19 protein-coding genes are annotated in these 25,007 nt (G+C 70.4%); 11 read left to right on the top strand and 8 right to left on the bottom strand.

The window, feature by feature from the left end; translation table 11 throughout:
• A partial coding sequence (locus tag JAO81_RS10750; protein ID WP_199547552.1) for a hypothetical protein occupies nucleotides 1-242 on the bottom strand: 242 nt, incomplete at its 3' end.
• Between the two features lie 317 nt (nucleotides 243-559).
• Here JAO81_RS10750 and JAO81_RS10745 point away from each other — a divergent pair.
• Nucleotides 560-2,614 carry a glycosyl hydrolase family 28-related protein gene (locus tag JAO81_RS10745; protein ID WP_199547551.1) on the top strand — a complete coding sequence of 685 codons (2,055 nt, stop codon included), beginning with the start codon at nucleotides 560-562 and terminating at the stop codon, nucleotides 2,612-2,614.
• Between the two features lie 182 nt (nucleotides 2,615-2,796).
• Nucleotides 2,797-4,752, top strand: a complete 1,956-nt coding sequence (locus JAO81_RS10740; protein WP_199547550.1) for a hypothetical protein — start codon at nucleotides 2,797-2,799, stop codon at nucleotides 4,750-4,752.
• A gap of 18 nt (nucleotides 4,753-4,770) precedes the next feature.
• Here JAO81_RS10740 and JAO81_RS10735 read toward each other — a convergent pair whose 3' ends face one another.
• Nucleotides 4,771-8,220, bottom strand: coding sequence for an indolepyruvate ferredoxin oxidoreductase family protein (locus JAO81_RS10735; RefSeq protein WP_199547549.1), 3,450 nt, complete (start codon nucleotides 8,218-8,220; stop codon nucleotides 4,771-4,773).
• A 229-nt stretch (nucleotides 8,221-8,449) separates the two neighbouring features.
• Here JAO81_RS10735 and JAO81_RS10730 point away from each other — a divergent pair, with 229 nt between their 5' ends.
• Nucleotides 8,450-8,896: an Lrp/AsnC family transcriptional regulator gene (locus JAO81_RS10730; RefSeq protein WP_199547548.1), complete on the top strand. Its 447-nt coding sequence runs from the start codon at nucleotides 8,450-8,452 to the stop codon at nucleotides 8,894-8,896.
• Nucleotides 8,897-9,008: 112 nt separating this feature from the next.
• Here the strand turns inward: JAO81_RS10730 and JAO81_RS10725 are convergent, their stop codons facing one another.
• Entirely contained in the window at nucleotides 9,009-9,626 is a 618-nt protein-coding gene (locus JAO81_RS10725; protein ID WP_199547601.1) for a dihydrofolate reductase family protein, read from the bottom strand.
• A 91-nt stretch (nucleotides 9,627-9,717) separates the two neighbouring features.
• Complete coding sequence (locus tag JAO81_RS43370) at nucleotides 9,718-9,840, bottom strand: hypothetical protein (protein WP_267913001.1); 123 nt, start codon at nucleotides 9,838-9,840, stop codon at nucleotides 9,718-9,720.
• Between the two features lie 114 nt (nucleotides 9,841-9,954).
• Here JAO81_RS43370 and JAO81_RS10720 point away from each other — a divergent pair, with 114 nt between their 5' ends.
• The 3 genes from JAO81_RS10720 (at nucleotide 9,955) to JAO81_RS10710 (ending at nucleotide 11,902) form a co-directional block, all read left to right on the top strand.
• Nucleotides 9,955-10,533 carry a TetR/AcrR family transcriptional regulator gene (locus JAO81_RS10720; RefSeq protein WP_199547547.1) on the top strand — a complete coding sequence of 193 codons (579 nt, stop codon included), beginning with the start codon at nucleotides 9,955-9,957 and terminating at the stop codon, nucleotides 10,531-10,533.
• A gap of 9 nt (nucleotides 10,534-10,542) precedes the next feature.
• A complete protein-coding gene (locus JAO81_RS10715; protein WP_199547546.1) occupies nucleotides 10,543-11,097 on the top strand; it encodes a hypothetical protein in 555 nt (184 codons plus the stop codon).
• Between the two features lie 79 nt (nucleotides 11,098-11,176).
• Nucleotides 11,177-11,902, top strand: a complete 726-nt coding sequence (locus tag JAO81_RS10710; protein WP_199547545.1) for a VWA domain-containing protein — start codon at nucleotides 11,177-11,179, stop codon at nucleotides 11,900-11,902.
• A 32-nt stretch (nucleotides 11,903-11,934) separates the two neighbouring features.
• Here JAO81_RS10710 and JAO81_RS10705 read toward each other — a convergent pair whose 3' ends face one another.
• The 3 genes from JAO81_RS10705 to JAO81_RS10695 all read right to left on the bottom strand — a co-directional run bounded on the left by JAO81_RS10705 (nucleotide 11,935) and on the right by JAO81_RS10695 (nucleotide 16,522).
• On the bottom strand, nucleotides 11,935-13,590 hold the full coding sequence (locus tag JAO81_RS10705; protein WP_307813288.1) for a tannase/feruloyl esterase family alpha/beta hydrolase: 1,656 nt from the start codon (nucleotides 13,588-13,590) through the stop codon (nucleotides 11,935-11,937).
• A gap of 113 nt (nucleotides 13,591-13,703) precedes the next feature.
• Nucleotides 13,704-15,170: an AMP-binding protein gene (locus tag JAO81_RS10700; RefSeq protein WP_199547544.1), complete on the bottom strand. Its 1,467-nt coding sequence runs from the start codon at nucleotides 15,168-15,170 to the stop codon at nucleotides 13,704-13,706.
• Nucleotides 15,170-16,522 carry an MFS transporter gene (locus tag JAO81_RS10695; RefSeq protein ID WP_233415174.1) on the bottom strand — a complete coding sequence of 451 codons (1,353 nt, stop codon included), beginning with the start codon at nucleotides 16,520-16,522 and terminating at the stop codon, nucleotides 15,170-15,172. Before JAO81_RS10695 ends, JAO81_RS10700 begins: the two co-directional genes overlap by 1 nt.
• Before the next feature lie 167 nt (nucleotides 16,523-16,689).
• Between JAO81_RS10695 and JAO81_RS10690 the strand changes: the two genes are divergently transcribed.
• From JAO81_RS10690 to JAO81_RS10675, 4 genes are all read left to right on the top strand, one after another.
• Nucleotides 16,690-18,564 carry a GAF domain-containing protein gene (locus tag JAO81_RS10690; RefSeq protein WP_199547543.1) on the top strand — a complete coding sequence of 625 codons (1,875 nt, stop codon included), beginning with the start codon at nucleotides 16,690-16,692 and terminating at the stop codon, nucleotides 18,562-18,564.
• 233 nt (nucleotides 18,565-18,797) lie between these two features.
• Nucleotides 18,798-19,106, top strand: a complete 309-nt coding sequence (locus tag JAO81_RS10685) for an RNA-binding protein (RefSeq protein WP_199547542.1) — start codon at nucleotides 18,798-18,800, stop codon at nucleotides 19,104-19,106.
• 138 nt (nucleotides 19,107-19,244) lie between these two features.
• Entirely contained in the window at nucleotides 19,245-20,348 is a 1,104-nt protein-coding gene (locus JAO81_RS10680; RefSeq protein ID WP_199547541.1) for a hypothetical protein, read from the top strand.
• A 93-nt stretch (nucleotides 20,349-20,441) separates the two neighbouring features.
• Nucleotides 20,442-21,095 carry a MarR family winged helix-turn-helix transcriptional regulator gene (locus tag JAO81_RS10675; RefSeq protein ID WP_307813286.1) on the top strand — a complete coding sequence of 218 codons (654 nt, stop codon included), beginning with the start codon at nucleotides 20,442-20,444 and terminating at the stop codon, nucleotides 21,093-21,095.
• Here JAO81_RS10675 and JAO81_RS10670 read toward each other — a convergent pair.
• On the bottom strand, nucleotides 21,082-22,611 hold the full coding sequence (locus tag JAO81_RS10670; RefSeq protein WP_199547540.1) for an SDR family oxidoreductase: 1,530 nt from the start codon (nucleotides 22,609-22,611) through the stop codon (nucleotides 21,082-21,084). The two genes, JAO81_RS10675 and JAO81_RS10670, sit on opposite strands and share 14 nt — an antisense overlap.
• 242 nt (nucleotides 22,612-22,853) lie before the next feature.
• Here JAO81_RS10670 and JAO81_RS10665 point away from each other — a divergent pair, with 242 nt between their 5' ends.
• Nucleotides 22,854-24,944, top strand: a complete 2,091-nt coding sequence (locus tag JAO81_RS10665; protein WP_199547539.1) for an MMPL family transporter — start codon at nucleotides 22,854-22,856, stop codon at nucleotides 24,942-24,944.
• The last annotated feature ends 63 nt before the right edge of the window (nucleotides 24,945-25,007 follow it).

The raw sequence follows: 25,007 nt of genomic DNA, 5'->3' as shown, positions 1-25,007 counted from the left end.
TACGAGCGGGGGTGGCGGCCCGTGCCCAGGCCGGGCCCGACCCCCCCCTCCGCACGGCGGGCGGCCGGGGGCTCCCCCGCGGCGAGGTCGGGTCCGCCGGCGGCCACGGCGCTGAGGCCGGGCAGGCACAGCAGGAGCAAGGTGGCGACGAGACCTGCGGCGAGGGTCCGCCATGTACGCGGGGAGCGCCACGCGATCTCGCGTCCTGGTGGTGCGGCTGATGCGGGTCTGATGCGACTCATGGGTCCCGTAGCTCCTTTGCTCTTTACTGATGCCCAATTGCCCTCGCTTTGCTGGAGAGTTGCAGAGAACTGTCGTCTTGACCACAGCCGGGACGGAACTCCGGCTTCACGGCACTGCGCGACCTAGCCAGATGGACGCAAAAACCTTATGCATCACTGCAATTGATCGTCAGTGATGCGACATTCCGCGACCAGACCTCTTGTGGGCCGGGGTCGCCCGCCCTAGCCTCACCTTCGCCCAGCGTCTTGCGCCCGGCACCTGATGCTTCGTCGAGCTCAGCCACACCCCGGCCGCCGCAGAGAAACGAGTCGCTCCGATGCCGCTGCCCGCCCGCCGGCCCACCCGTCGCCCCCGCAGAGGAAGACCCGGGGCGGTGAGCGTCCCCACCGTCCTGGTCCTGGCCACGTCGGGCCTCACGGCCGCCTCATCGGCGGCCGAGCCGCCCTCGGCCGCCGACCCGACTCCCGTGACCCGAGCGGGACTTGACCCCGCGCTCACCACGGGCCGCGGCGCGAACGTCCGGTTCCAGGAGCAGGAGGCGGAGAACGCCCTCACCGACGGCGAGCGGATCGGCCCGGACCGCACGGCGTACACACTGCCCGCCGAGGCCTCGGGCCGCAGCGCCGTCAAGCTCGAACGCGGCGAGTACGTCGAGTTCACCCTCCCCAAGGCGGCCAACGCGATCACGGTCCGCTACAGCATTCCCGACGCACCCGGCGGCGGAGGCATCAAGGCGCCCCTCGACGTCACGGTCAACGGCACCTCGCACCGCACCATGACCCTGACCTCGGAGTACTCCTGGCTCTACAACCAGTACCCGTTCACCAACGACCCCGGCGCCGACCTCCTGCACCCCGACTGGTGGATCACCGAGTGCTCCTGCGTGCCCGGTGCCACCACGCCCGCGCCGGAGATCAAGAAGCCGTTCCGGCCGATGCACTTCTACGACGAGCAGCGGATACGGCTGCCCAGGACCTACCGGGCCGGTGACAAGGTCCGGCTCACCGTCCCCGCCGGCAGCAAGGCGGACTGGACGGTGATCGATCTGCTCGACTCCGAACTGGTCGGCGCACCGCATGTGCGCCTCAAGGCGGTCAACGTCCTCCTGCACGGCGCCGATCCCACCGGTCGGCGGGACTCCGCACCCGCCCTGGACCGGGCGATAGCCCAGGCCAAGCGCCTCGACCTGCCGGTCTACGTGCCCCCGGGTACGTACCAGGTGAACCGGCACATCATCGTGGACGACGTGACGATCGAGGGCGCCGGCAACTGGTGGACCGTCTTCAAGGGCAAGCAGGTGCAGCTCGACAAGCCCGCACCGGACGGGTCGGTCCACACCGGCGTCGGGTTCTACGGCCGCAGTGCCGCCGACGGCGGCAGCCGGGGCGTCCACCTGTCCGGCTTCGCCATCGAGGGCGACGTACGAGAGCGGATCGACACCGACCAGGTCAACGGCGTCGGCGGCGCGATGAGCGACTCCACCATCCGCGGGCTGCACATCCGGCACACCAAGGTCGGGCTGTGGTTCGACGGGCCCATGGACAACCTCCGCGTCAGCGACAGCATCGTCGTCGACCAGATCGCCGACGCGCTCAACTTCCACACCGGCGTGACCGACTCCAGCGTCTCCCACACCTTCGTCCGCAACACCGGTGACGACGGCCTCGCGATGTGGTCCGAGAAGACGGCGAACGCCCGCAACACCTTCGACCACAACACCGTGCAGTCGCCCGTCCTCGCCAACGGCATCGCCGTCTACGGCGGTACGGACACCACCGTGTCCCACAACCTGGTCGCCGACCCCGTCCGCGAGGGAAGCGCCCTGCACGCCGGGTCCCGTTTCGGCGCCGAACCCTTCGCCGGGAAGCTGTCGTTCACGAACAACACGACCGTCCGGGCCGGCACGTACGAACTGAACTGGAAGATCGGTCTCGGCTCGATCTGGCTGTACGCACTCGACCGCGACGTCGACGCGGACATCCGGGTCACGGGCGACCATTATCTCGACTCCACCTACAACGCGATCATGCTGGTGAGCGAGTGGAGCGTGAAGGACAAGTACGCCATCCCCGCGGTCCACTTCAAGGATCTGCGGATCGACGGCACCGGCACCTCGGTGCTCAGCGCCCGGGTCAAGGGGTCCGCGACCTTCGAGAACGTGGACGCCCGCAACGTCGGCGCGGTCGGCGTCAACAACTGCGGCGCCTTCAACTTCCCGCCGACCGGTTCGGAGTTCTCTCTCACCGACCGCGGCGGCAACGACGGAGGCACGGCGGCCGGATCCTGGCTCGCGCCTTGGATGCTGCCCAACACCATCACCTGCGACGACCGTCCGCCGGTGGTGATGCCGCCGGCGCCGGCGCCCTGGTGATCCGGCCGACTCCCTGACCAACGGCACCGGTACCTCCGCACCCCGTCGGGGGTCCCGGTGCCGCTTCGTCAGCGGGGCGCGGACTTGACGCATTCACCCTGGCTGTAACCACATGCGCGTTCACTCGTTTGGCGGAGCGAAGGAAGCGTCGTGTGACAAGCCTCGGAAGGCGTACAGGTTCCGTGCCCAACTCCCCCCGCCGCACCATCGTCGGCCGCCGTGGTACGCCCCCGGTCGTCCAGGCGGAAGCCCATCTGGTCGATCAATACACCCGCCTGGTGAGCCTCGCTTACCTGACGCTGCCCGCCACCCTGACCCGGCACCGCCGCGTCCTGCTCGCTCACGGGATCGTGCAGCGGGCGCTCCCGCGCACCGGCCCCTTCCGCGGCGCTCGCCGCGCGGAGTTCGTCCCCGCACAGCGCGAAGCCGGCGGTCAGCCCATCGCCGACCAACTCCGCGCGCGCGTACTGCGTGCGGCGCTGGACTGTGAGCGCCGCCCTCCCGGCTGGCCGAAACGCCTGCCGCCGCCGCGCACGCTCCTGACGCGGCTTCCGGCCGTGTGGGGCCTGCGTCTGTTTCCGCGCGCGGGAGGCGCGGAGGAACTCGCGCTCGGCAACACGCTGGCACACGTCGCCGCCGCCACCCGGGCGGCCTTCGTGCTGCGGCACCTGGAGCGGCTGTCCGACAGTGAGGTCAACGAGCTGCTGGGAGCCGCGGGCGTACAAGAACCGCACCGAGCCCTGCGGGCCTCTCACCGGCTGGACGCCACAGCGGGCCCCACGGCCGAAACGCTCCTGCGCTCCCAGGAATTCGATGCCTGCTCGGTGCAGACGCGGCCCACCGACCTGCTCCGACGCCGCCGGCGCTACGCACTCCTGTGGACCGTCACGGCGGCCGTGGCCGTCTTCATCGTCCTGGCGGCTTCGCTCGGCGGTGACGACGGGGAGCAGCCGACCGCCGCACTGCCCGCCGGAGCCGTGGGCCCCGACCAACTCGTGCGCGTGCCGGGCGACCTGTGGGCCGACACCTCACGCGTCGACTTCAGCGCCTGGCCGCCCCGCGGCGACCGGACCGACGACAGGCAACTGCTCACCCGGGCCCTCGCCACGTGGGCCACGCCGCCGAAGACGGCGCGCGTCACCAAGAGCGTCGGGACCACATCCCAACCACCCTCCGGTGCACCGCAGTTGCTGTACGCCGGCGAGGTGCGTGAGCGTACGGTGGCCGTGTTCCACGACGGACAGCGACTGGTGCGCTACACCGAAAGCAGCGGCGCGGGGCCCTGGCTCGCCTCCGCCCGCGCCAACGACGCCGATGTGACCACGGCGGCAGCGGCCGTCCTCGACCGCGGCCGCGAGGGCACTCGGTATCTCCTGGCGCCTTGGATCGCCGAGGCAGGGCACCGTGACCTGTTGCGCCCCAACGCCGCGGCCCGCCCCCTGGGCTTCGGCAAGGACGGCATCACGGAGCCTGTGGCGAGCCCCTCCGCCAAGGGCCCTTGCGACGCCTGGCCCGTCCTCCAACTGCGCTCGTCCGACCGGATCGTCGAAAAGCACGCCTTCCTCGTCACCGATCTCGGCGGACTCACCCCCGCCCACCTCAGCTACACGCCGCTGCCCGGGCGGGCCGCCCCTGCCCGTCAGCCGCGCGAGGCCACCAGCACGAACGCGCTGTCCAGCTGGACCAGTACCGCATGCCGGCTGGGCGAGTTCCGCGACGACGGCGTCCGAGCGGTCAACGTCTGGGACTTCGCCGACCAGCCGCTGCCGGACCGCGGCGGGCGGGCGATGTGGTCCTGCACCCGGGCGACCACGTGGAGCGGGCCCGGCCACGTACTGCTGCAGTTCAAGGCGCAGGGTGCGGACTCCGCTCCGCTGGTCGGGAGGGCTGATTCAACGGCCGCTTGCAGCCGGTTCGGACAGCACGTCCTGGCCACCACGCAATGGGTCGCACCCTCCGGCGGGCGCTATCTCCTCGCCGCGGGCAGCAGAGAGGTCGTCTCCCTCAAGGTCACCGGCGCCGTGGACGCCACGGTGCAAGGCCGCACGCTCGCGCGCGAGATCTCCTCCCCCGACGCGCGCGTCAGCGTGCGCGCGCGGCTGTCCGACGGCTCCGCGCTCGACCCCATCGGCACGTAGGACACAGTTGAGTACGGATCACCGCACAGGGCCGTCCGCTGTCTGCGCAAGGCCGTCGAGGGCGAGCCGGGCCTTTGTGCGGTACTCCTCGACCCGGGCCATCTTGATGTGCTCGTATCCCCGGATGGTCTGCGGCAGTTCGGCCAGCCGTACGACGTCGTCGGCGTTGTCCGGGGTGAGCAGGTCCAGTGCCTGGCGCATCAGTTGCTGGTACTGCGTAACCAGGGCCCGCTCCGTGCGGCGGACCTCGGTGCGGGCGAAGGGGTCCAGCGGGGTGCCCCGCAGTCGGCGGCCGGCCCGCAGCAACCGGAAGGCAGGCTCGCTCGTACGCCGAAGCCGCAGTTTGCGGTTGATGCCCAGCGCGCGCAGCACGGGCGGGTGCAGCAGGACCGAGACGCGCGCGTCCGCACCGAACTCTGCGCGGAGACGGGCCTGTTCGGCCGGGTCGAGATGCAGCCGGGCCACCTCGTACTCGTCTTTGTACGCCATCAACTGGTGCAGCGAGCTGGCGAAGGCGTGGGCGACGCGGCGCCCTTGGCGCTCCCCCGCACGGTCCGTGGCCAGGGCGGTGACGGCACGCACCGCCTGCCGGTAGCGCTCGGCGTAGCCGCCGTTCTGGTACTCCGTGAGGTCGTCGGCGCGCAGGGCGACCGCTTCCTCCAGGGTGCTGCTGAGGGCCGGCTGCTGCGGAGGGGCGACGGCTCGACGTACCGCCTCGGGGTCGAGCGCCACGGCGCGTCCCCAGCGGAACGCGGCCAGGTTCTTCGCCACGGACGCGCCGTTGAGTTCGACGGCTTGTTCCATCGCCTGCGCGCTGACGGGCAGGCAGCCGTGCTGGTAGGCGGCGCCGAGCAGCAGCATGTTGGCCGGCATATGGTCGCCGAAGAGCTGCTCGGCGAGCCCTTGGGCGTCCAGGGCCGGCGGCGTGGTGTCGCGGGTGGCGGCGGCGATCTTGGCGAGCGCGTCCTGCGGGCTGCCGGGCACGGCGACCTGCCTGGTGATCATGGCGGCGGTGGGGACGACGGCCGAGTTGACGACGGCGGTGGTCCGCTCGGGGGTGCACGTCGCCAGCGTCGCGTCGGATGCCGCGCCGAGCAGGTCGAACCCGATGAGTACGTCGACGCCACTGCCCGAGGCCCGCACGGAACCGGTGACGGGATCCTTGCCTATCCGTACGTCACTGACGACGGGCCCGCCCTTCTGCGCCAGACCGGTCTGGTCGAGTCCTGCCGCGTGCAGGCCGTCGAGGTGTGCGGCCATCTGCAGGATCTGGGAGACGGTGACGACGCCGGTGCCGCCGATGCCGGGCATGCGCAGGAGGACTTCGCGGCCGCCGAAGCGGTCCTGCGGTTCGGGCAGCCCGCCGGGAGGTTCCGGCAGCCGGGCCGGGGCCGACGGGGTGGCAGAGGAGCCCGGCTCGACCAGGAGGAAGGAGGGGCAGTCACCCTTGAGGCAGCTGAGGTCGGAGTTGCAGGACGGCTGGTGGATACGGGTCTTGCTGCCGAACTCGGTCTCGACGGGCTGCACCGACAGGCACGTCGACTGCTCGGCGCAGTCACCGCAGCCTTCGCAGACGCGCTCGTTGACGACCACCTTCGCGACGGGCGCGGGCAGCAGGCCGCGCTTGCGCATCCTGCGCTCCTCGGCCGCGCAGCGGTCGTCGTGGATCAGCACCGTCACCCCGTCGACCGCCGCCAACTCGGCTTCGACTTCCGCGAGTTCATCGCGGTGACGCACGCTCGCCCGACGGTCCAGACGGATCCCGCGGTAGCTGCGCGGCTCGTCCGTGGTGATCACGATGCGCCGCACACCTTCGAGGACGAGCAGCCGGGTGAGTGCGGGCACGTCCAGTCCGCCCTCGACGCGCTGCCCGCCGGTCATGGCGACGGCTTCGTTGTAGAGGAGCTTGTACGTCATGGTCACACCGGCCGCGACGGCGGCGCGCACGGCGAGCGAGCCGGAGTGGTGGAAGGTGCCGTCGCCCAGGTTCTGCACGAAATGCGGGTCGTCGGTGAAGGGCGCCAGGCCGAACCACTGTGCGCCTTCGCCGCCCATCTGCGTCAGGCCGACCAGGTTGCCGCGCATGCCGCTGTCGTCGAGGGCGACCATGGCGTGGCATCCGATGCCCACCCCGACGAGCGTGTCCTGTGTGGTGCGGGTGGAGCGGTTGTGCGGGCAGCCGGAGCAGAAGAACGGTGTGCGGTCGGCGACGAGCGGCAGCAGGCGCGGTCCGGCCGGCCGCTTTTTCGGTACGAGGGCGGCCGAAGGCCGCGGCAGACGCTCGGCGCCGATGAGTCCGGCCAGCGCCCGGCCGACGTCATCGGCCTTCACGGCGCCGCGCACCGGCAGCAGTGTGCGCCCTGCAGTGTCCCGTCGCCCGACGATGACCGGTGCGTCGGACCGCCCGTACAGGGCCTGCTTGATCTGCCCTTCGAGGAAGTCGCTCTTGTCCTCCACGACCAGCAACTGCTCGAGCCCCTCGGTCAGTTCGGCCAGGTGCCCGGCGTCCGAGGGGAAGGGCATGCCCAGCGCGATGAGACGGATGCCGAGTCGCTCCGTTTCCGCCTCGTCGATCCCGAGGTCGCTCAGCGCCCTTCGTACGGCGGCGAAGGAGGTCCCCGGGGCGACCACTCCGAGGCGCGCCTGCCGGGCCGAGGAGACGATCCGGTTGATGCCGTGCTCGCGCGCGTAGGCGCGGGCGATGGCCAGGCGGCGGGTGAGGAGATCCTCTTCGGCGTCCAGCGCGGCCGGGCCGACCAGCACCTTCGCCGCGCCCTGAACCCGGCGCTGCGGGACGGGGACGTTGCGGTGGAGGTCGGCGAGGTCGACGGTGGCCGACGAGTCGGCGACATCGGCCACGATCTTCAAGCCCGTCCAGAGTCCCGCGGCCCTGGACAGGGCGACAGCGTGCAGACCGTACTCGATAAGTTCGCGCACCGAACCCGGTGCGAACAGCGGCAGCCCGAGGCTCTGGCACAGCACCTCGCAACTGCTGGGCAGGGTCGAGGACTTGCAGTCCGGGTCGTCCCCGATCCAGGCGACCGCGCCACCCAGCGGAGCGGTGCCGGCCGTCGTGGCGTGCCGGATGGCATCCGCCGCCCGGTCGAGGCCGGGGTTCTTGCCGTACCAGAACCCGGTCACACCCTCGTGCCGTCCGCCCGGCAGCCGGCCGAGGTGCTGTGTGCCGCCGACCGCGGTGGCGGCGAGCTCCTCGTTCAGTCCCGCCCGGAAGACCACGCCGGCTTCATCGAGGAACCGGGAGGCGCGGCCCATCTCCAAGTCCACCCCGCCCAGCGGGGACCCTTGGTAGCCGGAGACGAACACCCGCGTGTCCAGGGCGCGTTCGCGGTCGATACGGCGCTGTTCCAGTGTGAGGCGGACCAGGGCCTGCACCCCGGACATCAAGGCGCGGCCCTCGGTGGCCGTGTACTTGTCGTCGAGAGAAAGGGCTCGGCTGCGAACACTCACAGGGTCCTCCACGGCGGCGGGGGTTCGGGGAGCGGGAACACCCCCAGCACACAACCCGGCTCCATGGCACGCAAGACCCGCTCTCCCGATCACGCACAAGAAGCAAAGAAGTCATGAAAGTTGCCCCTGTTGGTTGATTTCATTGCGTCGGATGCCGGATAACGGCGGTCCGCCGACGACGGTCGCGGACCGCGCGCCACCACGAAGGATCAGCACAGAGGAGCATGCGATGCCGGGTGACGAGTTGGACGAGACGGACCACCAACTGCTGCGCCTGCTCCAGGCGGACGGCCGTCGTACGTTCTCGGAGATGGCGCCCTCGGTCGGCCTCTCCGTGGCCGCGGTCAAGCGCCGTATCGACCGGATGCGCGAGTCCGGGGTGATCACCGGCTTCACCGTGCAGGTCGACCACGCGAAGCTCGGCTGGGGCATCGAGGCCTTCACGGAGCTTCGCTACGCGGGGACCACCAGCGTCAAGGACATCCTCGACAGCGCTTCGCGCGCGCCCGAGGTGCAGGCGGTGTTCACCATCGCCGGCGACCTCGACGCCCTGGTCCACATGCGCGTACGGGACATCAACCATCTGCAGGAGGTGATCGACCGCCTGCGCGGATCAGGCAAGGTCATCGGGACCCGGACGCTGATGGTGCTGGGCTCGTGGACACGGGACGACTGAGTCACCACCGCTCGCACGGGACGGCCGAGGGGACGCCGCCCGCACTGGACGACCGAGGGGCCGCCGCCCGCACGGGACCGGCGCGGGCGGCTATCGCTTCTTCGTGCAGCGGCTACCGCTTCTTCGTGTAGGTGAGGAAGGCACTGCCACTCTCCAGGATCTTGCTGTCGGTGAGGGTGAACACGGCCGGATCGAAGGACGCCTTGGTGCCGAAGAGCGGGATGCCGGCGCCGACGGTGAGCGGGCCCAGCTTGAGGATGAGCTGGTCGATCTCCGCGTACAGCGCGCCGGCCAGTTCGCCGCCGCCGATGAGCCAGATGTCCTTGCCGTCTTCCTGCTTGAGCTGCCGCACCCTGCCGACGGGGTCCTCCCTGACCAGTTCGACGCGGGGGTCGGGGCTGTCGGGCAAGGTGCGGGAGAAGACGAGGTGGCGCAGGTGCGGGTAGGCGTCGGTGAGACCGGCGTCCAGGCCGACCTGGTAGGTGCGGCGTCCCTCGAGCACGGTGTCGAAGCGCGTGCCGGGGGCGGTGACACCGAGGGCCTGGCGTGCGGGGGCCGGCAGCGTCTCGGGGAACTCGCTGACGAGGTGCCCCAGGTAGTCCTCGGCGATCGGCCAGTAGTCCTCGGCGATCGGCCAGAACGCGTCCGGACCGCTGGTGGGATCGGCCCCGTCGGGGCCGGCGATCTGTCCGTCGAGGGTGGAAGCGATGAAGTAGACGAGCTTGCGCACGGGCCCCTCCTCGGGACGGTGATCTTCGGGTATGTGGTGTTCGGTGCGGTGCGTGATGGGGGCTGTCATATGTCCTTTCGGTGGTCTGCCTTCAGCGGCGGGTGCCCGGCTTGGGCAGCGGGCGGGGGCGGGGGATGGAGCGGGGCTTGGCGGGCTGCGGGAAGCGGGCGTGCTGCTGGGGGTTGATCCGCTGGGACTTGCACTGGTTTCGCATCTGACTCCTTGGCGGGTATCCGCGGTCACGGCAACTGATGTACTCTGCTTGCAGTGGTTAGAACGTAGTACTGCACTTGCAGTGGTGTCAATGAGTTTCCGGAAGGAACAGCCGATGCGCCAGAACGCGGCCCGCCGCACCGCCCTCCTCGACGCGGCCATCGAGGTCCTCGCCCGCGAGGGTTCGCGCGGGCTGACGCTGCGCGCGGTGGACACCGAAGCGCAGGTGCCCAAGGGCACGACCACCAACTACTTCGCTCACCGCGCCGAACTGCTGGCCCAGGTCATGACCCGGATCCAGGAGCGCCTGACGCCCGACGAGTCCCAACTCGCCGACACGATGCGCGAGAAGCCGTCGGCCGACTTGGTCGCGACACTCCTCAAGCAGTTGCTCGGCCGGATGCGCGCCGACCGCAGCAGCTGGCTGGCTCTGATGGAGCTGCGTCTGGAGGCGACCCGGCGCCCCGAACTGCACGCGGAACTCACCCGGTTCTTCACCGCGCAGCTCGACGCCAACATCGGCTTTCACCTGGGCGCCGGCCTGCCTGGCGACCGCATCAGCGTGGTCCTGCTCTACCTGGCGATGCTCGGCCTCATCGTCGACGACCTCACCGTCCCGGACCTGCTGGCGCCGTACCCGCTCGACGATCTCATCGAGGCGATGGCGGCCCGGATCCTGCCGCCGTCCGACTAGGGCGAAGCGATGACCTTGCGTTCCGATGTGGCCGAACTGCTGGCGCAGGCCGCCATCCTCGACGTGGATGTCGAGCACGCCATGACGGACGGGCACGTCCGATCGGCCGCGTACCAACGCGTCGTCTTGGTGACCGCTGCCTCGCACAGCCGCGAACGGGACCGCGCGATCGTGGCCACAATCCTGCGCGACCCCGACGAGATGGCCTCCAAGACGGCGGTGGTCGCCCTCGTGGACCGCATCGCGATGAAGGCGCCCGGCCCTGCCGAGTTCCGGCAGTGGTCGGCCGGACTGCTGCCGGAACTCGACCGGTTGCGGACGCAGGCGTTCCGCGAGTTCATCCGCCGGCGTATCGACGACTGGCACTTCCGTCTGTCGATCGAGGACGGTCACCTGCCGACACCAGGCGAGTTGGCGCAGGTCACCGACTGGATGCAGCGCGTCCTCGCCGAGAGGTCGACATCGCCGGTGGTACTCGCCCTGCTCGCCGAATCAGGCAGCACGAAGAAGATCAGAAACATCGCGAAGAACCGAGCCGGAAGCCGCGAGCCGAGAACACGGTGAGCACCATCCGGCCCGCATGGACACAGGAGTGTGCCGTAGCCTCGCCATCCGTAGCGAACGGCGAGCCAGGGGGCGGCATATGGCGGCGATCAGTCTGCGCAAGGTGGAGGAGACGGCACCGGCGCTGGTCAGTCTCTACAAGAGCGCCGGGGTGTCCCTGGCCAAGCACGGGCTCGACGGTCAACGGGCCGCGGTCTACCTGGTGGTGGACTACTCCGGCTCGATGAAGCCGTACTACAAGAACGGCAGTGTGCAGGCGCTCGCCGACCGCGTGCTCGGCCTCTCGGCGCATTTCGACGACGACGGGCAGGTGCCCACCGTCTTCTTCTCCACCGACATCGACGCGGTCGAGACCATCGAACTGGCAGGCCACCAGGGCCGGATCGAGCAGATCGTGTCCCGGCTCGGGCATATGGGCAAGACCAGCTACCACCTCGCCATGGACGCCGTCATCGACCACTACCTCGACAGCGGCACCACCGCCCCCGCCCTGGTGGTCTTCCAGACGGACGGCGGCCCGATCAACAAGCTCGCCGCCGAACGCTATGTGTGCAAGGCGGCGAAGCTGCCGCTGTTCTGGCAGTTCATCGGCTTCGGCGACCCGCACAGCAAGCAGTTCGACTTCCTGCGCAAACTCGACGAACTCGCCGTTCCCCACAAGCGTGTTGTCGACAACGCGGGCTTCTTCCACGCCGGTCACGACCCGCTCGCCGTGCCGGACGACGTGCTCTACGACCAGCTCGTGCAGGAGTTCCCACGCTGGCTGGATGCCGCACGCGCGCACGGCATCCATCCCGGCGCGTAAGTCCGCCTCGGTGTGATCCCGAGCGGATGGTGTCAACGGGAACAGGTGAAGCTTCCAGCGCTGTCGGGGTCACCCGATCGGTACTTCGGCCACAGGGGGTACGCGCACAGAGGGCGGGCCCTGCCGTCGCGTGCGTCGGTCACGACCGGAGCGTTCGGGGCCCGGTTCTGTTCGGACCACTGCTCGAGCGCGGCGACCGAGTCCCAGGCGGCGGCGAACGCGGGGGTGCCGAAGTTCGCGTGGTTGGCGCCGGGGACGAGGTAGTAGCGCGAGAACTCCTTCGTTCCCCGCTCCCCCATCGTGGCGGTCACGCGCTCGTAGTAGTCGTTCGTCGAGCGGTGGGAGACCAGCTCGTCGGCGGCCCCGTGCAGCAGCAGGAGCTTGCCGCCGGACCGCGAGAACGCGCGCAGGTCCGCGTGGTTGAGGTCCTGGAGCTCGGACAGCCGGCTGATCCGGTCCAGCCACTCGCCCGGCCGCCCGGGATCGAGGGCCAGGGAGTCGCGGCCGGGGTCCCGCGTCAGGAAGTACCTCACCCACTGGTCCCAGTACTGCATGCCGTATCCGCTCGTCAGTGGCATGGGCGTGGAAGGTGCCGTCGTTCCGAATCCGAGCAGCGGCGTTCTCATGTCGGCGCCGGAGAGGAACGGGAAGCCGGGGTAGCCCTGTTCGCCGCTGGCGACCTTGTACGGCCACTTCCACGGCGAGGAGATGGTCCTCACCGAGGCGATCTGACGGTCCGAGAGGCAGGAGGAGCCGCTGTCGCCGCCGTCGGGGCAGCGGAGTTTCTCCGGGGCGAAGTGGCAGGCCTCCGGATTCGAGACGACCTTGTCCGTCAGCCCGTCGAGGCCGTCGCAGGCCTGGATGACGGTCTCGTGGAGCAGGGTCTGCTTCTCGGGGCCGGGGAACGCGCCCGGCTGCGCCAACTGCCGTGTGGCGTGGCCCAGATAGAGCGCTTCGGCGAGGTTGTTCCAAGCCGGATACGCGGAAATGACGCCGTCGAAGGCGTCCGGCCACCGCTGGACCACCGCCAGGGCCTCGCGTCCGCCCGTCGACCCGCCGGCGAAGTACACGCGGGCGGGCTCGGCCCGGTACCCCTGCCGGATCAGGAACTGGGCGGCGTCGTGGGTCTTCTTGAGCGCGTCACCTGCGGCGAAGTTCCGCAGCGCCTCGTCGTTCACCGCGAAGGAGCCGTCAAGGGACGCGATGGGGTGCTTGGCGGGATCCGCCTGGTGTCCGGAGTCGCTCGCGTACATCGCGTACCCGCGCGCCAGGGGGACGGGCCGGTCCTGCGGTCCGAAGGGAACGTTCGCCCGGAGATCGGGGACGGTGCCGTTGAAGCCGCCGCCGCCGAACATCATCGATCTGCCGTTCCAGTCCCGGGGCAGGGCGAGCCGCATCCCGATGGCGGGTGCGGAGCGGTCCACGGGGAAGAGGGACGCGTCGATACGGCAGTACGTGACGCTCCGGCCGGCGACCGTCTCCGTCACCTGCGAGGCCGATGTAACCCTGCCGCCGTTGGTGGGCAGCGAGATGACGGCCGCGGGGACAGCCGTCCCTGCAAGGGCCTCGCACCGCACGCCGGCGGCCTCGGCCGGTGGCGCGCTCATCGAAGAGGCGAGGAGCGCGGCCGCGGCGGCGAGTGTCCCTCCGATACGCAGGGTGCGTCTGCCCGAAGTTCCGGGGTTCACAGCCGTGTTCCTCCCGTGGTCGTCGGTTGGTCGCTGTGGCGTCGGTTGGTCGCTGTTCATCGAGCCGGATCTGTTCGTCGGGTGGGCTCTGGCCATCGGGTGGGCTCTGGTCATCAGGCGAGCTCCGTGACGCGCTGAGCGCGCAGTTCGGAACGGCGGACCTTGCCCGCCGCGTCACGCAAGGAGTCATGGACCACCTCGACCGACTTCGGCAGCTTGTGGCGGGACAGCCGGCCGCCGAGGAAGGCACGGATCTCGTCCGCGGTGACGCCGGCCCGCTCGGGCGTGTGGACGATCGCGTGCAGCCGGTTGCCGGTGTCCTCGTCGGGCAGACCGATGACGACCGCGGTCAGGACGTGTTCGTGCTCGACCAGTGCGGCCTCGATCTCCGCCGGGTACACGTTGACACCGCCGACGGTGATCATGTCCGACCGTCGGTCGAGCAGATACAGGTAACCATCGGCGTCGAAGCGCCCGATGTCCCCGAGCGAGGACCAGCCGTCGCGCGCGGTGGGTTCGGCGCCGATGTAGCGGTAGGTGGCGTCCGTCCCCGGGGTCACCCGCATATAGATCTCGCCGGAGACATCGGGACCGGTGATCTCGGCGCCGTCGAGGTCGAGCAGCTTCATCTCGCCCCAGGTCACCTGGCCCACCGAGCCGACATGCCGGAGCCATTCGTCGCCGCGCAGGGTGCACCCGGCCTCGGCCTCCGTGCCCCCGTACAACTCCCAGATCCGCTCCGGACCGAGCCACTCGATCCACTTCCGCTTCAGCCAGACCGGGCAGGGTTCGGCGCAGTGCCAGACCGACCGCAGGGAAGCGAGCGCGTACTGGTGGCGCACCTCGTCCGGGAGCGCCATGATGCGGCGCATCATCGTGGGGACGAGATACACCCAGTCCACGTCGTACTCGTCGATCGCGGACAGCGTCCGCTCGGCGTCGAACCGGGTCAGCAGGGTGACCGTGCCGCCGAGGAAGAGAGTCGAAAGGGCCGTGACGAACGGGGCGTTGTGGTGCAGCGGTGCGGTGATCAGCGCCTGCTGTCGCGGTGCGATCCCCCACATTCCCGTATCGAAGCCGGAGGTGACCGCCGGCCGGCCGGACAGGATGATCTTCGGGCGTCCGGTCGATCCGCCGGAGGTCGGGGCCTTCCACGAGGGTGCGAGGGGCGCGTCCAGGTCATGGGCGGGCTGCCCGGCCGCCAAGTCTTCGACGGTCGTACGGCCTAGTCGCGCGACGCCCTGTTCGGTGACCACCACGGCGGGGTCGCCTAGTTCGAGGATCGCCTCGAGTTCCGCCGGCTTCATCCTCGGGGACAGGACCTGCGGGGTGGCACCGGCCTTGTAGCAGGCGAACACGGCAAGGACCAGGTCGGTCGAGTTGGGCAGCAGCAGGGTCACGATCCGGCCGGTGGCCGCTCCGGCGTCCAGCAGGCCCCGGGCGACGCGGTTGCTCCCGCGGTGCAGCTCCGTCCAGGTCAGTACGTCGGCGTCGGCCCGTACCGCCACGGTGCCGCCGAGCTCGGTGGCGTAGGCCCCGGGGATCTCGGCCAGCGGGAATCCTTCCTCGGGCTGGAACATCACGCCTGTACCTCCGGGTCGCGCTCGGGGACGGGGGTCGCGACCGGGGTGGACTTGGCGTCCTCGTGCCGCAGCGCGCGATGCAGGGCCACCGCGAGGGCGCCGCCGACGAGCGACGCGATGATCACGATGGAGAAGCCGGAGGCCGGGTCGCCGGAGTCGGCCTCGGCCAGGCCGAACAGGTACGGCCCGACGAATCCGCCGGTCAGTCCGACGGTGTTGATGAAGGCCAGACCGGCGGCGGCCACGATGCCCGACATCCGGGCCATGGCGACGGACCAGAAGATCGGCAGCGTGCCGAAGATGATCGCGGACATGACGCCGATCAGCACGATGCGCACGGTGGGCGACGACACCGCGAGGAACACCGCCGCGATCGCCGCGGGCGCCACGGCCAGGACACCGATGGTGAGGGACTCGCGCGGGAGGCGCCGGAAGACCGCCGGCATCACGAGCACGCCGATCGTGCCCCCGATGCCCGTGACTCCGCTGAGCAATCCGATCAGGAACGATCCGCTCACGTCCAACGACTCGATGATCGACGGCACGTTGAACGTCACCCCGTTCATCGTGACCTGGTTGAGGAAGTAGATGACCCCGACGAGCAGGATGAACGGCCGCCCGAACGCCTGGCCCAGATTGCCCTTGAGGCTGTGCCCGGCGCGGGGATCGGCTCCCTTGTCCGCCTGCTCGCTCAGCGCCGCCGCCTCGTCCGCTCGCAACCAGCGCGCGTCGGACGGCACTTCGGGCAGGAAGGCGAGCACCACCAGGCCGATCACCATCGTGATCAGGCCCTCGATCAGGAACATCCACTGCCAGCCGTGGAATCCGGCCAGGTCGTCGAATTCCATCAGCGCACCGCCGAGCGGTCCGCCCAGGAGCAGACCGAGCGTGGGCGCGAGGTAGATGAACCCGATCGCGGTGGCGCGGTCCTTCTGCGCGAACCACCGGGTCATCATGAACATCATCGCCGGGTAGAGGCCTGCCTCGGCCGCGCCTAGCGCCATCCGCCCGATGTAGAAGGTGATGTCGTTCGCGATGAACATCATCAGCGCCGTGACCGCGCCCCAGCTCAGCGCGATGCGCGCGATCCAGCGCCGTGGACCGACCCGGTACATGATCAGGTTGCTGGGGACCTCGAAGAGCGCGTACGTCAGGAAGAACAGCCCGGCGCCGAGGCCGAACGCGGCCACGCTGATGCCGACATCCGCCTGCAGGTGGGTCTTCGCGAGCGCGATGTTCGTGCGGTCGACGTACGACATGAAGTAGGCGAGGCACAGCAGAGGCAGCAGCCGCAGCATCGCCTTGCGGGTCGCGACGGCGTACAGACCGCCGTCGGCAGGAATCGACATCCTTGTCACTCCCAGGGGTCGGGCACGGACACCGCATCGTGCGGCACGGCCGTGTGTCGTGGAGCGAGGTTAGGGCCGCGCGCGCCGACCGTAGGATGGAAAGGAAATCCAGTGATGGCGGCATCGGGGTGGAAGAATCAACCACCTGATTCCTGGCGGGGGTATCGATGGGACGCGCTGACTCCGGGCGTACGGGGGCAGGCCCGGGCCGCAGCGGGGAGATCGCCGGCCGCACCGGGACGGGCGCCGGCCGCACCGATGGCGGCGTAGACGGCGAGGGCGATGGCGAGCTGCCCGCCTATCGGCTGCGGCGCGAGCGGGAGCTCAACAGCCTGTACACGACGGCCCGTTCGCTGACCGCGCTCGGCGAGGTCGACGAGGTGCTGCGGTCGATCGTGCGGCACGCCCATGAGCTGATCGGCAGCGATTTCGCCTATCTGTCGCTCCTCGACGAGGAGGGGCGCCTGGTCGTCCGGGCGTCCGCCGGAACGATCTCGCCCGAGTTCTCATCCGCCCGGCTGCCACCGGGATTCGGTCTGGGCGGGCGCGTGATCGAGTCGAAGGCGCCGTTCTGGGTGAGCAACTACCGTGAGGCACAAGCCCTCCCCCACGACCCCGCCTTCGACCTCCTGGTCCCCCGCGAGGGACTCATGGCGCTGCTCGGCGTACCGCTCCTGGTGGGCGACGAGGCGATCGGCGCCCTCTTCGCCGCCGACCGCAGCGAACGTCCCTTCGAGAAGGACGAGGTGGCGCTCTTCAGCGCCTTCGCCAGCCATGCCGCGGTCGCCCTCAACAACGCCCGGCTGTACGAGCAGACCCGCAGCTCGCTGCAGCGCCTCACGGATGCGTATCGCACCATCGAGGACCAGGTCACCACGATGGAACGGGCCGCGTCCGTGCACGAAGCCCTCACGCACGTGGTGCTGACCGGCGGCGGCCCCGGCGATATCGCTCAGCTCCTCGTCGAGCATCTGCAAGGCACCGTGACCGTTCAGGACCGGGACGACAACGTGCTCGCGACCCGCTCCCCCGAAGGGCAACGGGCGGACGCGGAAGGGGACTTGGCCAGGGAGCTGCGCGAGGAGGCGCGCGGCACCGGGCGTTGTGCCACGGTGCGGGGCGGGGACGGCACCTTTCGCAGTGTGGTGGCCGTACGCGCCGGCGGCAGCCACTTCGGCTTCCTGTCCCTGGCCCGCCAGGGTCCACCGGAGCCGGCGGACGTCCGCATGCTCGAGCGCTCCGCGCAGATCATGGGGCTGCTCATCCTCATGCGCGAAGCCCGCGTCGAAGCGGAGGAGCGGGTCCGCGGCGAACTCCTCATGGAGTTGATGTCCCCCGCCCCCCTGCACCCTGCCCAGCGCGACCGGGCCCTCGCCCGGGGCGTCGATGTGGACCACCTCGACACCCTCGTCGTGGCCGACTGCCCGGAGAGATCCGCGAGCGATATCGTCCGGCACCTCAAACCCCTGTCCGCCAGGTGGTCGGGGCTCGCGGGCGAATACCTCGGACGCGCGACCATGCTCCTTCGCGCCGACGACGCGGACGACGCCGCCCGCGCCCTGCACCAGGAGCTGGGCCGCACCCTCGGTGCGCCGAGCCTCGTCGTCGCCGACCGGATCGTGGGCCAGGAACGTGCCCGTTCGTTCACGCTGGCGCAGCGCTGCATCAAGGTGCTGCGGGCCCTGGGGGAACAGGACCGGGGGGCCGCCGCTCAGCGGTACGGGATGTACGCGCTCGTCTTCGACCCCGACCGCACGGGCGATCTGAGCCGGTTCCTCGAGGACGAACTCGGCACGCTCCTCGCGTACGACCGACGGCGGTCCACCGACCTCGTGACCACGGCGGCCGCCTATTTCGCACACTCCGGGAACCTGAGCCGGACGGCCCGCGCCTTGCACGTCCATCTCAACACCCTGCTCAAGCGCCTGGACCGGATCGGGGTCCTGCTCGGCGAGGACTGGCGCTCCCCGGACTCGGCGCTGCGGCTCCATCTGGCGCTGCGCCTGCATGAGTTGCGGGCTGCGGTCGGTGGGGCGGGCTGATCCGAAGGGGCGGCCGTAGCCCGTGGGTCGGGCTGATCCGAGGGGGCAGTCGGAGCAGGTGGGACGGGCTGAGCAGGATCCGCAGGACGGTGTCGGGGCCTGCCGCCACGGAGCGTAGGAATTACCAGCCCCGGCAAGCGTGCGCGGGCGATTGCCCCGCGCTGGGAGCGGTGGTTGTTTGAGTCCTGAGCGTGTTCCGGCCCGGGGCGCGACGGCATGAGGGGGAGGCCCCCATGAGCCAGAAGTTCGTCCAGATCATCGAATTCGAGACTCAGAAGTTCGACGAGCTGCGCAAGCTGCTCGACCGCTTCGAGCAGAAGATGCAGGGGAAGTCCGGTGGACCCGTACACCGCATCCTGCTCCAGGACCGGGACAAGTCGGGACGCTACCTCGCGATCATCGAGTTCGAGTCGCACGAAGCCGCCATGCGCAACAACGATCGCCCCGAGGTCGCCGAACTCAACGAACAGCTCTCGGCACTGTGCACACGGGGACCGTCCTTCACCAACTGCGACCTGAAGGATTCGCGCGAGCTGAAGTGAACTGAAGTGAACTGAACCGGAGCGAAGGAGCAGGGAGCAGGGAGCAGGGAGCGTACGCGCCATCTTGTCGGGTTGGTATGGACCTGCCATGCTGCCCGCGCCGTCTGGTCGCTCGCTCCCTCTTCTCCGGAGGTTCGTATGCGCCGTCGCTCCCTTCTCGTCCGCCCCAGACTCCTCGCCGTCCTCGGCCTGCTCGTCGCGCTCCTGATACCGACCGCGCCTTCGAGTTCCGCCGCGGCCGGCACGCCGCCCCAGGTCTACGGGGCCTGGCACTGCGGTGATGACTTCTGCACGTGGGGACGGGTGCGCTCCGTCGCCGGATTCGACTCGATGAACCACTGGCTCATCGACCGCGGCGACGGACGCCCCTCCGTGAACGTCGTCGTGCTCAGCTTCGTCGAACCGCAGAAGCTGCTGCGTCTCACCGACGACGCCACGACCGTGGACGGTGTCCCCAAGGGCATGACTCCCGAGATCGTGCAGTACTTCACCTCGCGCGGGGTGCGGGTGATGCTGTCCATCGGCGGGATCACGTACACCGATGAATGGGATGCCGCACTGGCCGAGAACGCCACCCGACTCGGGCTGAACGCGGCAGCGTTGGCGAGCCGCCTCGGTGTCGGCATCGAGATCGACTACGAGCAGAACACCAACCCGAACCTCACCGGTCTGCAGGCCTTCATCGATGCCTACCGCTCGGTGCACCCGTACGACGCGAGCGGCAGCAAGCCGGCCGCGCGGCTCACCATCGACGTGGCGGCCGGCGACCGGTGGCTGATCGCCGTCAACCGCAAGGCGACCGCCGACTGGCTGCGCACGGACGCGCCCGTACTCGACTACGCCAACGCGATGGTGCCGGCGCGCCAGCCCTCGGCGAGCGCGGCGACCGCCGCCTGGCAGGAACACGTGGACGGCAAGCCGCAGTTCGCGCCGCCGGTGCCGCCGCTGGCGCCCGCCAAGTTCACGGGCGGCCTGTACGTCGCGTACGGACGTTCACCGCTGCCCGAGTGCACGAACTTCGCCGGGTCGCTGCAGAGCGCGACGGGTTCGTACGTGCAGAACGTGGCGCCGAACGGGGCGGGATCCACGCCGGGCATGCTCGGCTACATGTTCTGGGCGGCCGAGAAGCCGTCCACCCGCGGGCTCGGCACCCAGCCGCCGAACACCTGCGAAGGCGGGGTCGGCGCGGGGGCGACGGCCTACGCCGTTCCGGTACCGATGCCACCGCTACGGCAAGGGTGAAGGTCACCTGACGGCTGACGCCGGGGCGGGCGGCCCCCTTCGGTGGGCCGTCCCTCCTGGCCACACGCCCGCCACCGATAAGGTGGACGCGTGGTGAGCGCAAAGGATTCGGTACGCGGCAGCGGGCGGACGTCGTCCACGCCGACGGACACGGACCGGCACGCGCCAGGGGATGCGTCCCGGCACGCGACACCAGGGGATGCGGACCCGCACACGCGAGGGGACGCGGACCCGCACACGCCAGGAGATGCGGACCAGCACACGCCCGCGGACGCCGACCTGCACGCCTTGGCGGTGCAGCTGCGCCGTATGAACGGTGAGATCAACCGGGTGGTCCACGGCTTCGCCGCCGCGCAGGGTCTGCACGCGACCGACGTACAAGCCCTCGCCGCGATCCTCGACGCGGAGGAACCCCTCACTCCGGGCCGCCTGCGCGAGCACCTGGGCCTCACCTCAGGTGCGGTCACCGCGTGCCTCGACCGGCTCGAGCGGGCCGGACACGTCCGGCGCTCCCGCGACAGCGCCGATCGCCGGGTCGTCCACCTGCACTACGTGAACGACGCCCAGCGCACGGCTCGCGCCTTCTTCCGCCCGCTGGCCACCGCCGCGACCGAAGCACGCGCCGGCTTCACCGATGCCGAACTGGCCGTCACCGTACGCTTCCTCGCCGCCCTCAACGACGAACTGGCCGCCGCCCGCGACCGGCCTCCCGGCGAGGCGGCCCGCACCGGCCTCAAGGGCTCTTAGCTTCCCGCGAGTTCGCAGGCACCGGCTGCTGCGCCGCAGCGCGCGTGATGTTGCGGGCCATGCCGCCGAAGACCGCGGCGTGAAAGGGGGCTACGCTCCACCAGTACGCGTGCCCCAGCAGGCCCCGGGGGTGGAAGAGGGCGCGTTGGCGGTAGCGGGTGCGGCCCTGGGCGTCCTGGTCCACGTGCATTTCGAGCCAGGCGAGGCCGGGCAGCCGCATCTCGGCGCGCAGGCGGAGCAGGCGGCCGGGCTCGATCTCCTCGACCCGCCAGAAGTCGAGGGAGTCGCCCACCCGCAGGTGGTGCGCGTCGCGTCGGCCGCGGCGCAGTCCCACGCCGCCGACGAGCCGGTCGAGCCAGCCGCGCACCGCCCAGGCGAGCGGGAAGGAGTACCAGCCGTTGTCGCCGCCCACCCCCTCGATGACGCGCCACAAGGCGTGCGGGTCGACGTCCACGCCGCGCTCACGGCAATCCGTATAGAGGCTGCCGCCCGCCCAGTCGGGGTCGGTGGGCAGTGGGTCGCTCGGGGCGCCGGGGACCGCGGCGGAGGACCACCGGGTGGCGACCTGGGCGTCCTGGATCTTCTGCAGGGCCAGTTCGACGGCCGCGGCGAACGGCATGGGGCGCCCCGGGAGATCCGGCACATAGGTGGCGATGTCGTGTTCGTGGCAGACGACTTCGTGGCGCAGGGACTCCGTGAGCGGTCTCGCGATCGAGCGCGGGACCGGGGTGACAAGCCCGACCCAGTGGCTGGACAGCCGTGGAGTCAGGACGGGCACGGGCACGATCAGGCGCGGCGGCAGGCCGGCGATCTCCGCGTACTGGCGCATCATGTCCATGTACGTGAGGACGTCGGGTCCGCCGATGTCGAAGGTGCGGTGGACCTCGGCCGGCAGACCGGCGCAGCCGACGAGGTAGCGGAGCACGTCGCGTACGGCGATGGGCTGGATCCGGGTCCGCACCCACTTCGGTGTGATCATGGCCGGCAATCGCTCGGTGAGATAGCGCATCATCTCGAACGAAGCGGATCCGGAGCCGACGATGACGGCGGCCCGCAGCACCGCGGTCGGCACGCCGGACGCGAGCAGGATCCTGCCGACTTCCGCCCGGGACCGCAGATGGGGTGAGAGTTCCGCCTCCGGGACGCCCGCCGGGGTGAGTCCGCCGAGGTAGACGATCCGGCGCACGCCCGCGGCCCGCGCCTGTTCACCGAAGATCCGGGCCGCCTCCCGGTCGGTCTCCTCGAAACCGCGCCCCGTTCCCAGGGCATGCACCAGGTAGTACGCGGTGTCGATGCCGCGCATCGCCTCGGCCACCTCGGACGCGTCGGTCACGTCGCCGCGTACGACCTCCACGCGCCCTGACCACGGGTGGTCGCGCAGCTTGCGCGGGGTCCGGGCGAGGCAGCGCACCCGGTGCCCGGCGTCGAGCAGTTCGGGCACCAGGCGACCGCCGATGTATCCCGTGGCGCCGGTGACCAGGCAGCGCCGGCCCGACGAGGTGTCTGCGGTGTTCACGTGCTCCTCCGCGCGCTCCGCCCGGCGGGTGTATCCCGTTCGGGCTCCTCTTGATCCTTCTGTTGCCCCAGGGTTCTTGGATGCGGGCGGGATCAGGGGATGACACACCGCATCCGAACGCGACGGCCCGGCCGTATACACGGATGTCGCGCGGAGCACCCTGGTCTCAACCAGCCCGCACGAGAATGCTTCAATCATTGAGATTGTTTTTTATCGAGCTTTCTCGATTCGAGAGGATCTTCATGTTCAGCGGAGCACGGCTCGCACGCTGGCTGGTTCCCGTCGTCCTGCTGATCGCCTGGCTGGGCATCGGCGGCACACTCGGGCCGTACGCGGGCAAGCTGGGGGACGTCGCCACCAACGATCAGGCCGCCTTCCTGCCACGGAACGCCGAGTCCACTCAAGTCCTGGACGCCCAGCGCCAGTTCCGGCAGGAGGAGACGCTCCCCGCGATCGTCGTGTGGACCGGCAAGGAGGCGGGTCAGGAGCTCGGGGATGCGCAGCGCACTGCGGCCACCGAGGCGCTCGCCTCGCTCAAGGGCGCGGACGGCACGGTCGGGAGCCCCTCCCCCGCGGTGCTGTCCGAGGACGGCGAAGCCATGCAGGGCATCGTCCAACTGCGGCCGGACCTCGGGGAGAAGCTGCCGGATGTGCTCGCCCAGGTGGACTCCGCCGCGGCGAAGGTGTCCGGCACGCGGGCGCAGATCGCGGGTCCGGCGGCGAGCCAGGCCGATCTGTCCGACGCGTTCGCCGGCATCGACGGCCTGTTGCTGGCCGCCGCCCTCGTCACCGTGCTGTTGATCCTGCTGCTCGTCTACCGCAGTCTGCTGCTGCCGCTTGTGATCATCCTCGGCGCGGTGTTCGCCCTCGGGCTCGCCTGCGCGATCGTCTACGTGCTCGCCGACCACGACGTCGTACGGGTCGACGGCCAGGTGCAGGGCATCCTCTCGATCCTCGTCATCGGCGCCGCGACCGACTACGCGCTGCTGCTCACGGCGCGTTTCCGCGAGGAGTTGCCCGTAAGCGGTGACCGTATGCAGGCGATGCGGTCGGCGCTGCGGCGGTCGTTCGGGCCGATCGTCGCGAGCGGAGCCACCGTGGCGCTCGGACTGCTCGCGCTGTTGCTGAGCGACCTCACCAACAACCGGGCTCTCGGGCCTGTCGGTGCCATCGGCATCGTGTGCGCCGTGCTCAGCACGCTCACGTTCCTGCCCGCCGTCCTCGTGCTGCTCGGCCGCGCCGCGTACTGGCCGGCGAAGCCTAAGTCCGCGCGGGAGTCGGCGGGTCACGGGGTGTGGACGAGGATCGCGGAGCTGGTGGACCGGGCGCCGCGCAAGGTCTGGGCGTGCACGCTCGCCGCCCTGCTGCTCTGCGCCGGCTTCGCCCCGATGCTCACCTCCAAGGGCGTTCCTCTGGACGAGGTGTTCGTCAACGAGACCTCCTCCGTGGCCGCCCAGGAGACACTCGGCCGGCACTTTCCCGGCGGCTCGGGCAACCCGGCCGTGGTGATCGCCGACGCCGACCGTCTGGAGCCCGTGCTGGCCGCGATCGAGGACACCGAAGGGGTCTCGTCGGCCGCCCCGGCGAGCGTCTCCGGCAGGCCGGGCGGCGGGGAGCCTCTCGTCGTGGACGGGCGCGTGCGCATCGACGCGACGCTGGACGCCGCCGCGGACAGCGATGACGCCAAGGACACCGTCGCCAGACTGCGCACCGCGGTGCACGCGGTTCCCGGCGCCGATGCACTGGCCGGCGGATACACGGCCCAGCAGTACGACACCCAGGGCACCGCGCGGGACGACCGCACGGTCATCGTCCCGGTGGTCCTGGCGATCATCCTCGTGATCCTCGTCGGGCTGCTCCGTTCGCTGGCCATGCCGCTGCTGCTCGTCGCAACCGTCGCGCTCAACTTCCTTGCCACGCTGGGCGTTTCCGCCCTGGTCTTCGAGCACGTCTTCGGCTTCGGCGGCACCGACCCGTCCGTACCGCTGTACGGCTTCGTCTTCCTGGTGGCGCTCGGCGTGGACTACAACATCTTCCTGATGTCCCGGGTCAGGGAGGAGTCCCTGCGCCACGGCGTCCACGAAGGGGTGCTGCGCGGGCTCACCGCGACCGGGGGCGTGATCTCCTCGGCGGGTGTGGTGCTCGCGGCCACGTTCGCCGCGCTTGCGGTGATCCCGCTGTCGTTCCTGGTCCAGATCGCGTTCATCGTCACGTTCGGCGTGCTCCTGGACACCTTGGTCGTACGGTCGCTCCTCGTCCCGGCGTTGGTGCGCGACATCGGCCGCCCGGCGTGGTGGCCGGGGGCCCTCAGCCGCACACCCGGCGGCCCTTAGCCCCCCCGGCCGGGGTGGCGCGGGGCCCCCGCCCGCCCGCGGGTCCCCTGGGGCCGGCCCATC

The sequence above is a fragment of the Streptomyces sp. N35 genome (assembly GCF_016464295.1).
Classification (GTDB): domain Bacteria; phylum Actinomycetota; class Actinomycetes; order Streptomycetales; family Streptomycetaceae; genus Streptomyces.
This window is presented reverse-complemented; position numbering and strand designations above follow the sequence as displayed.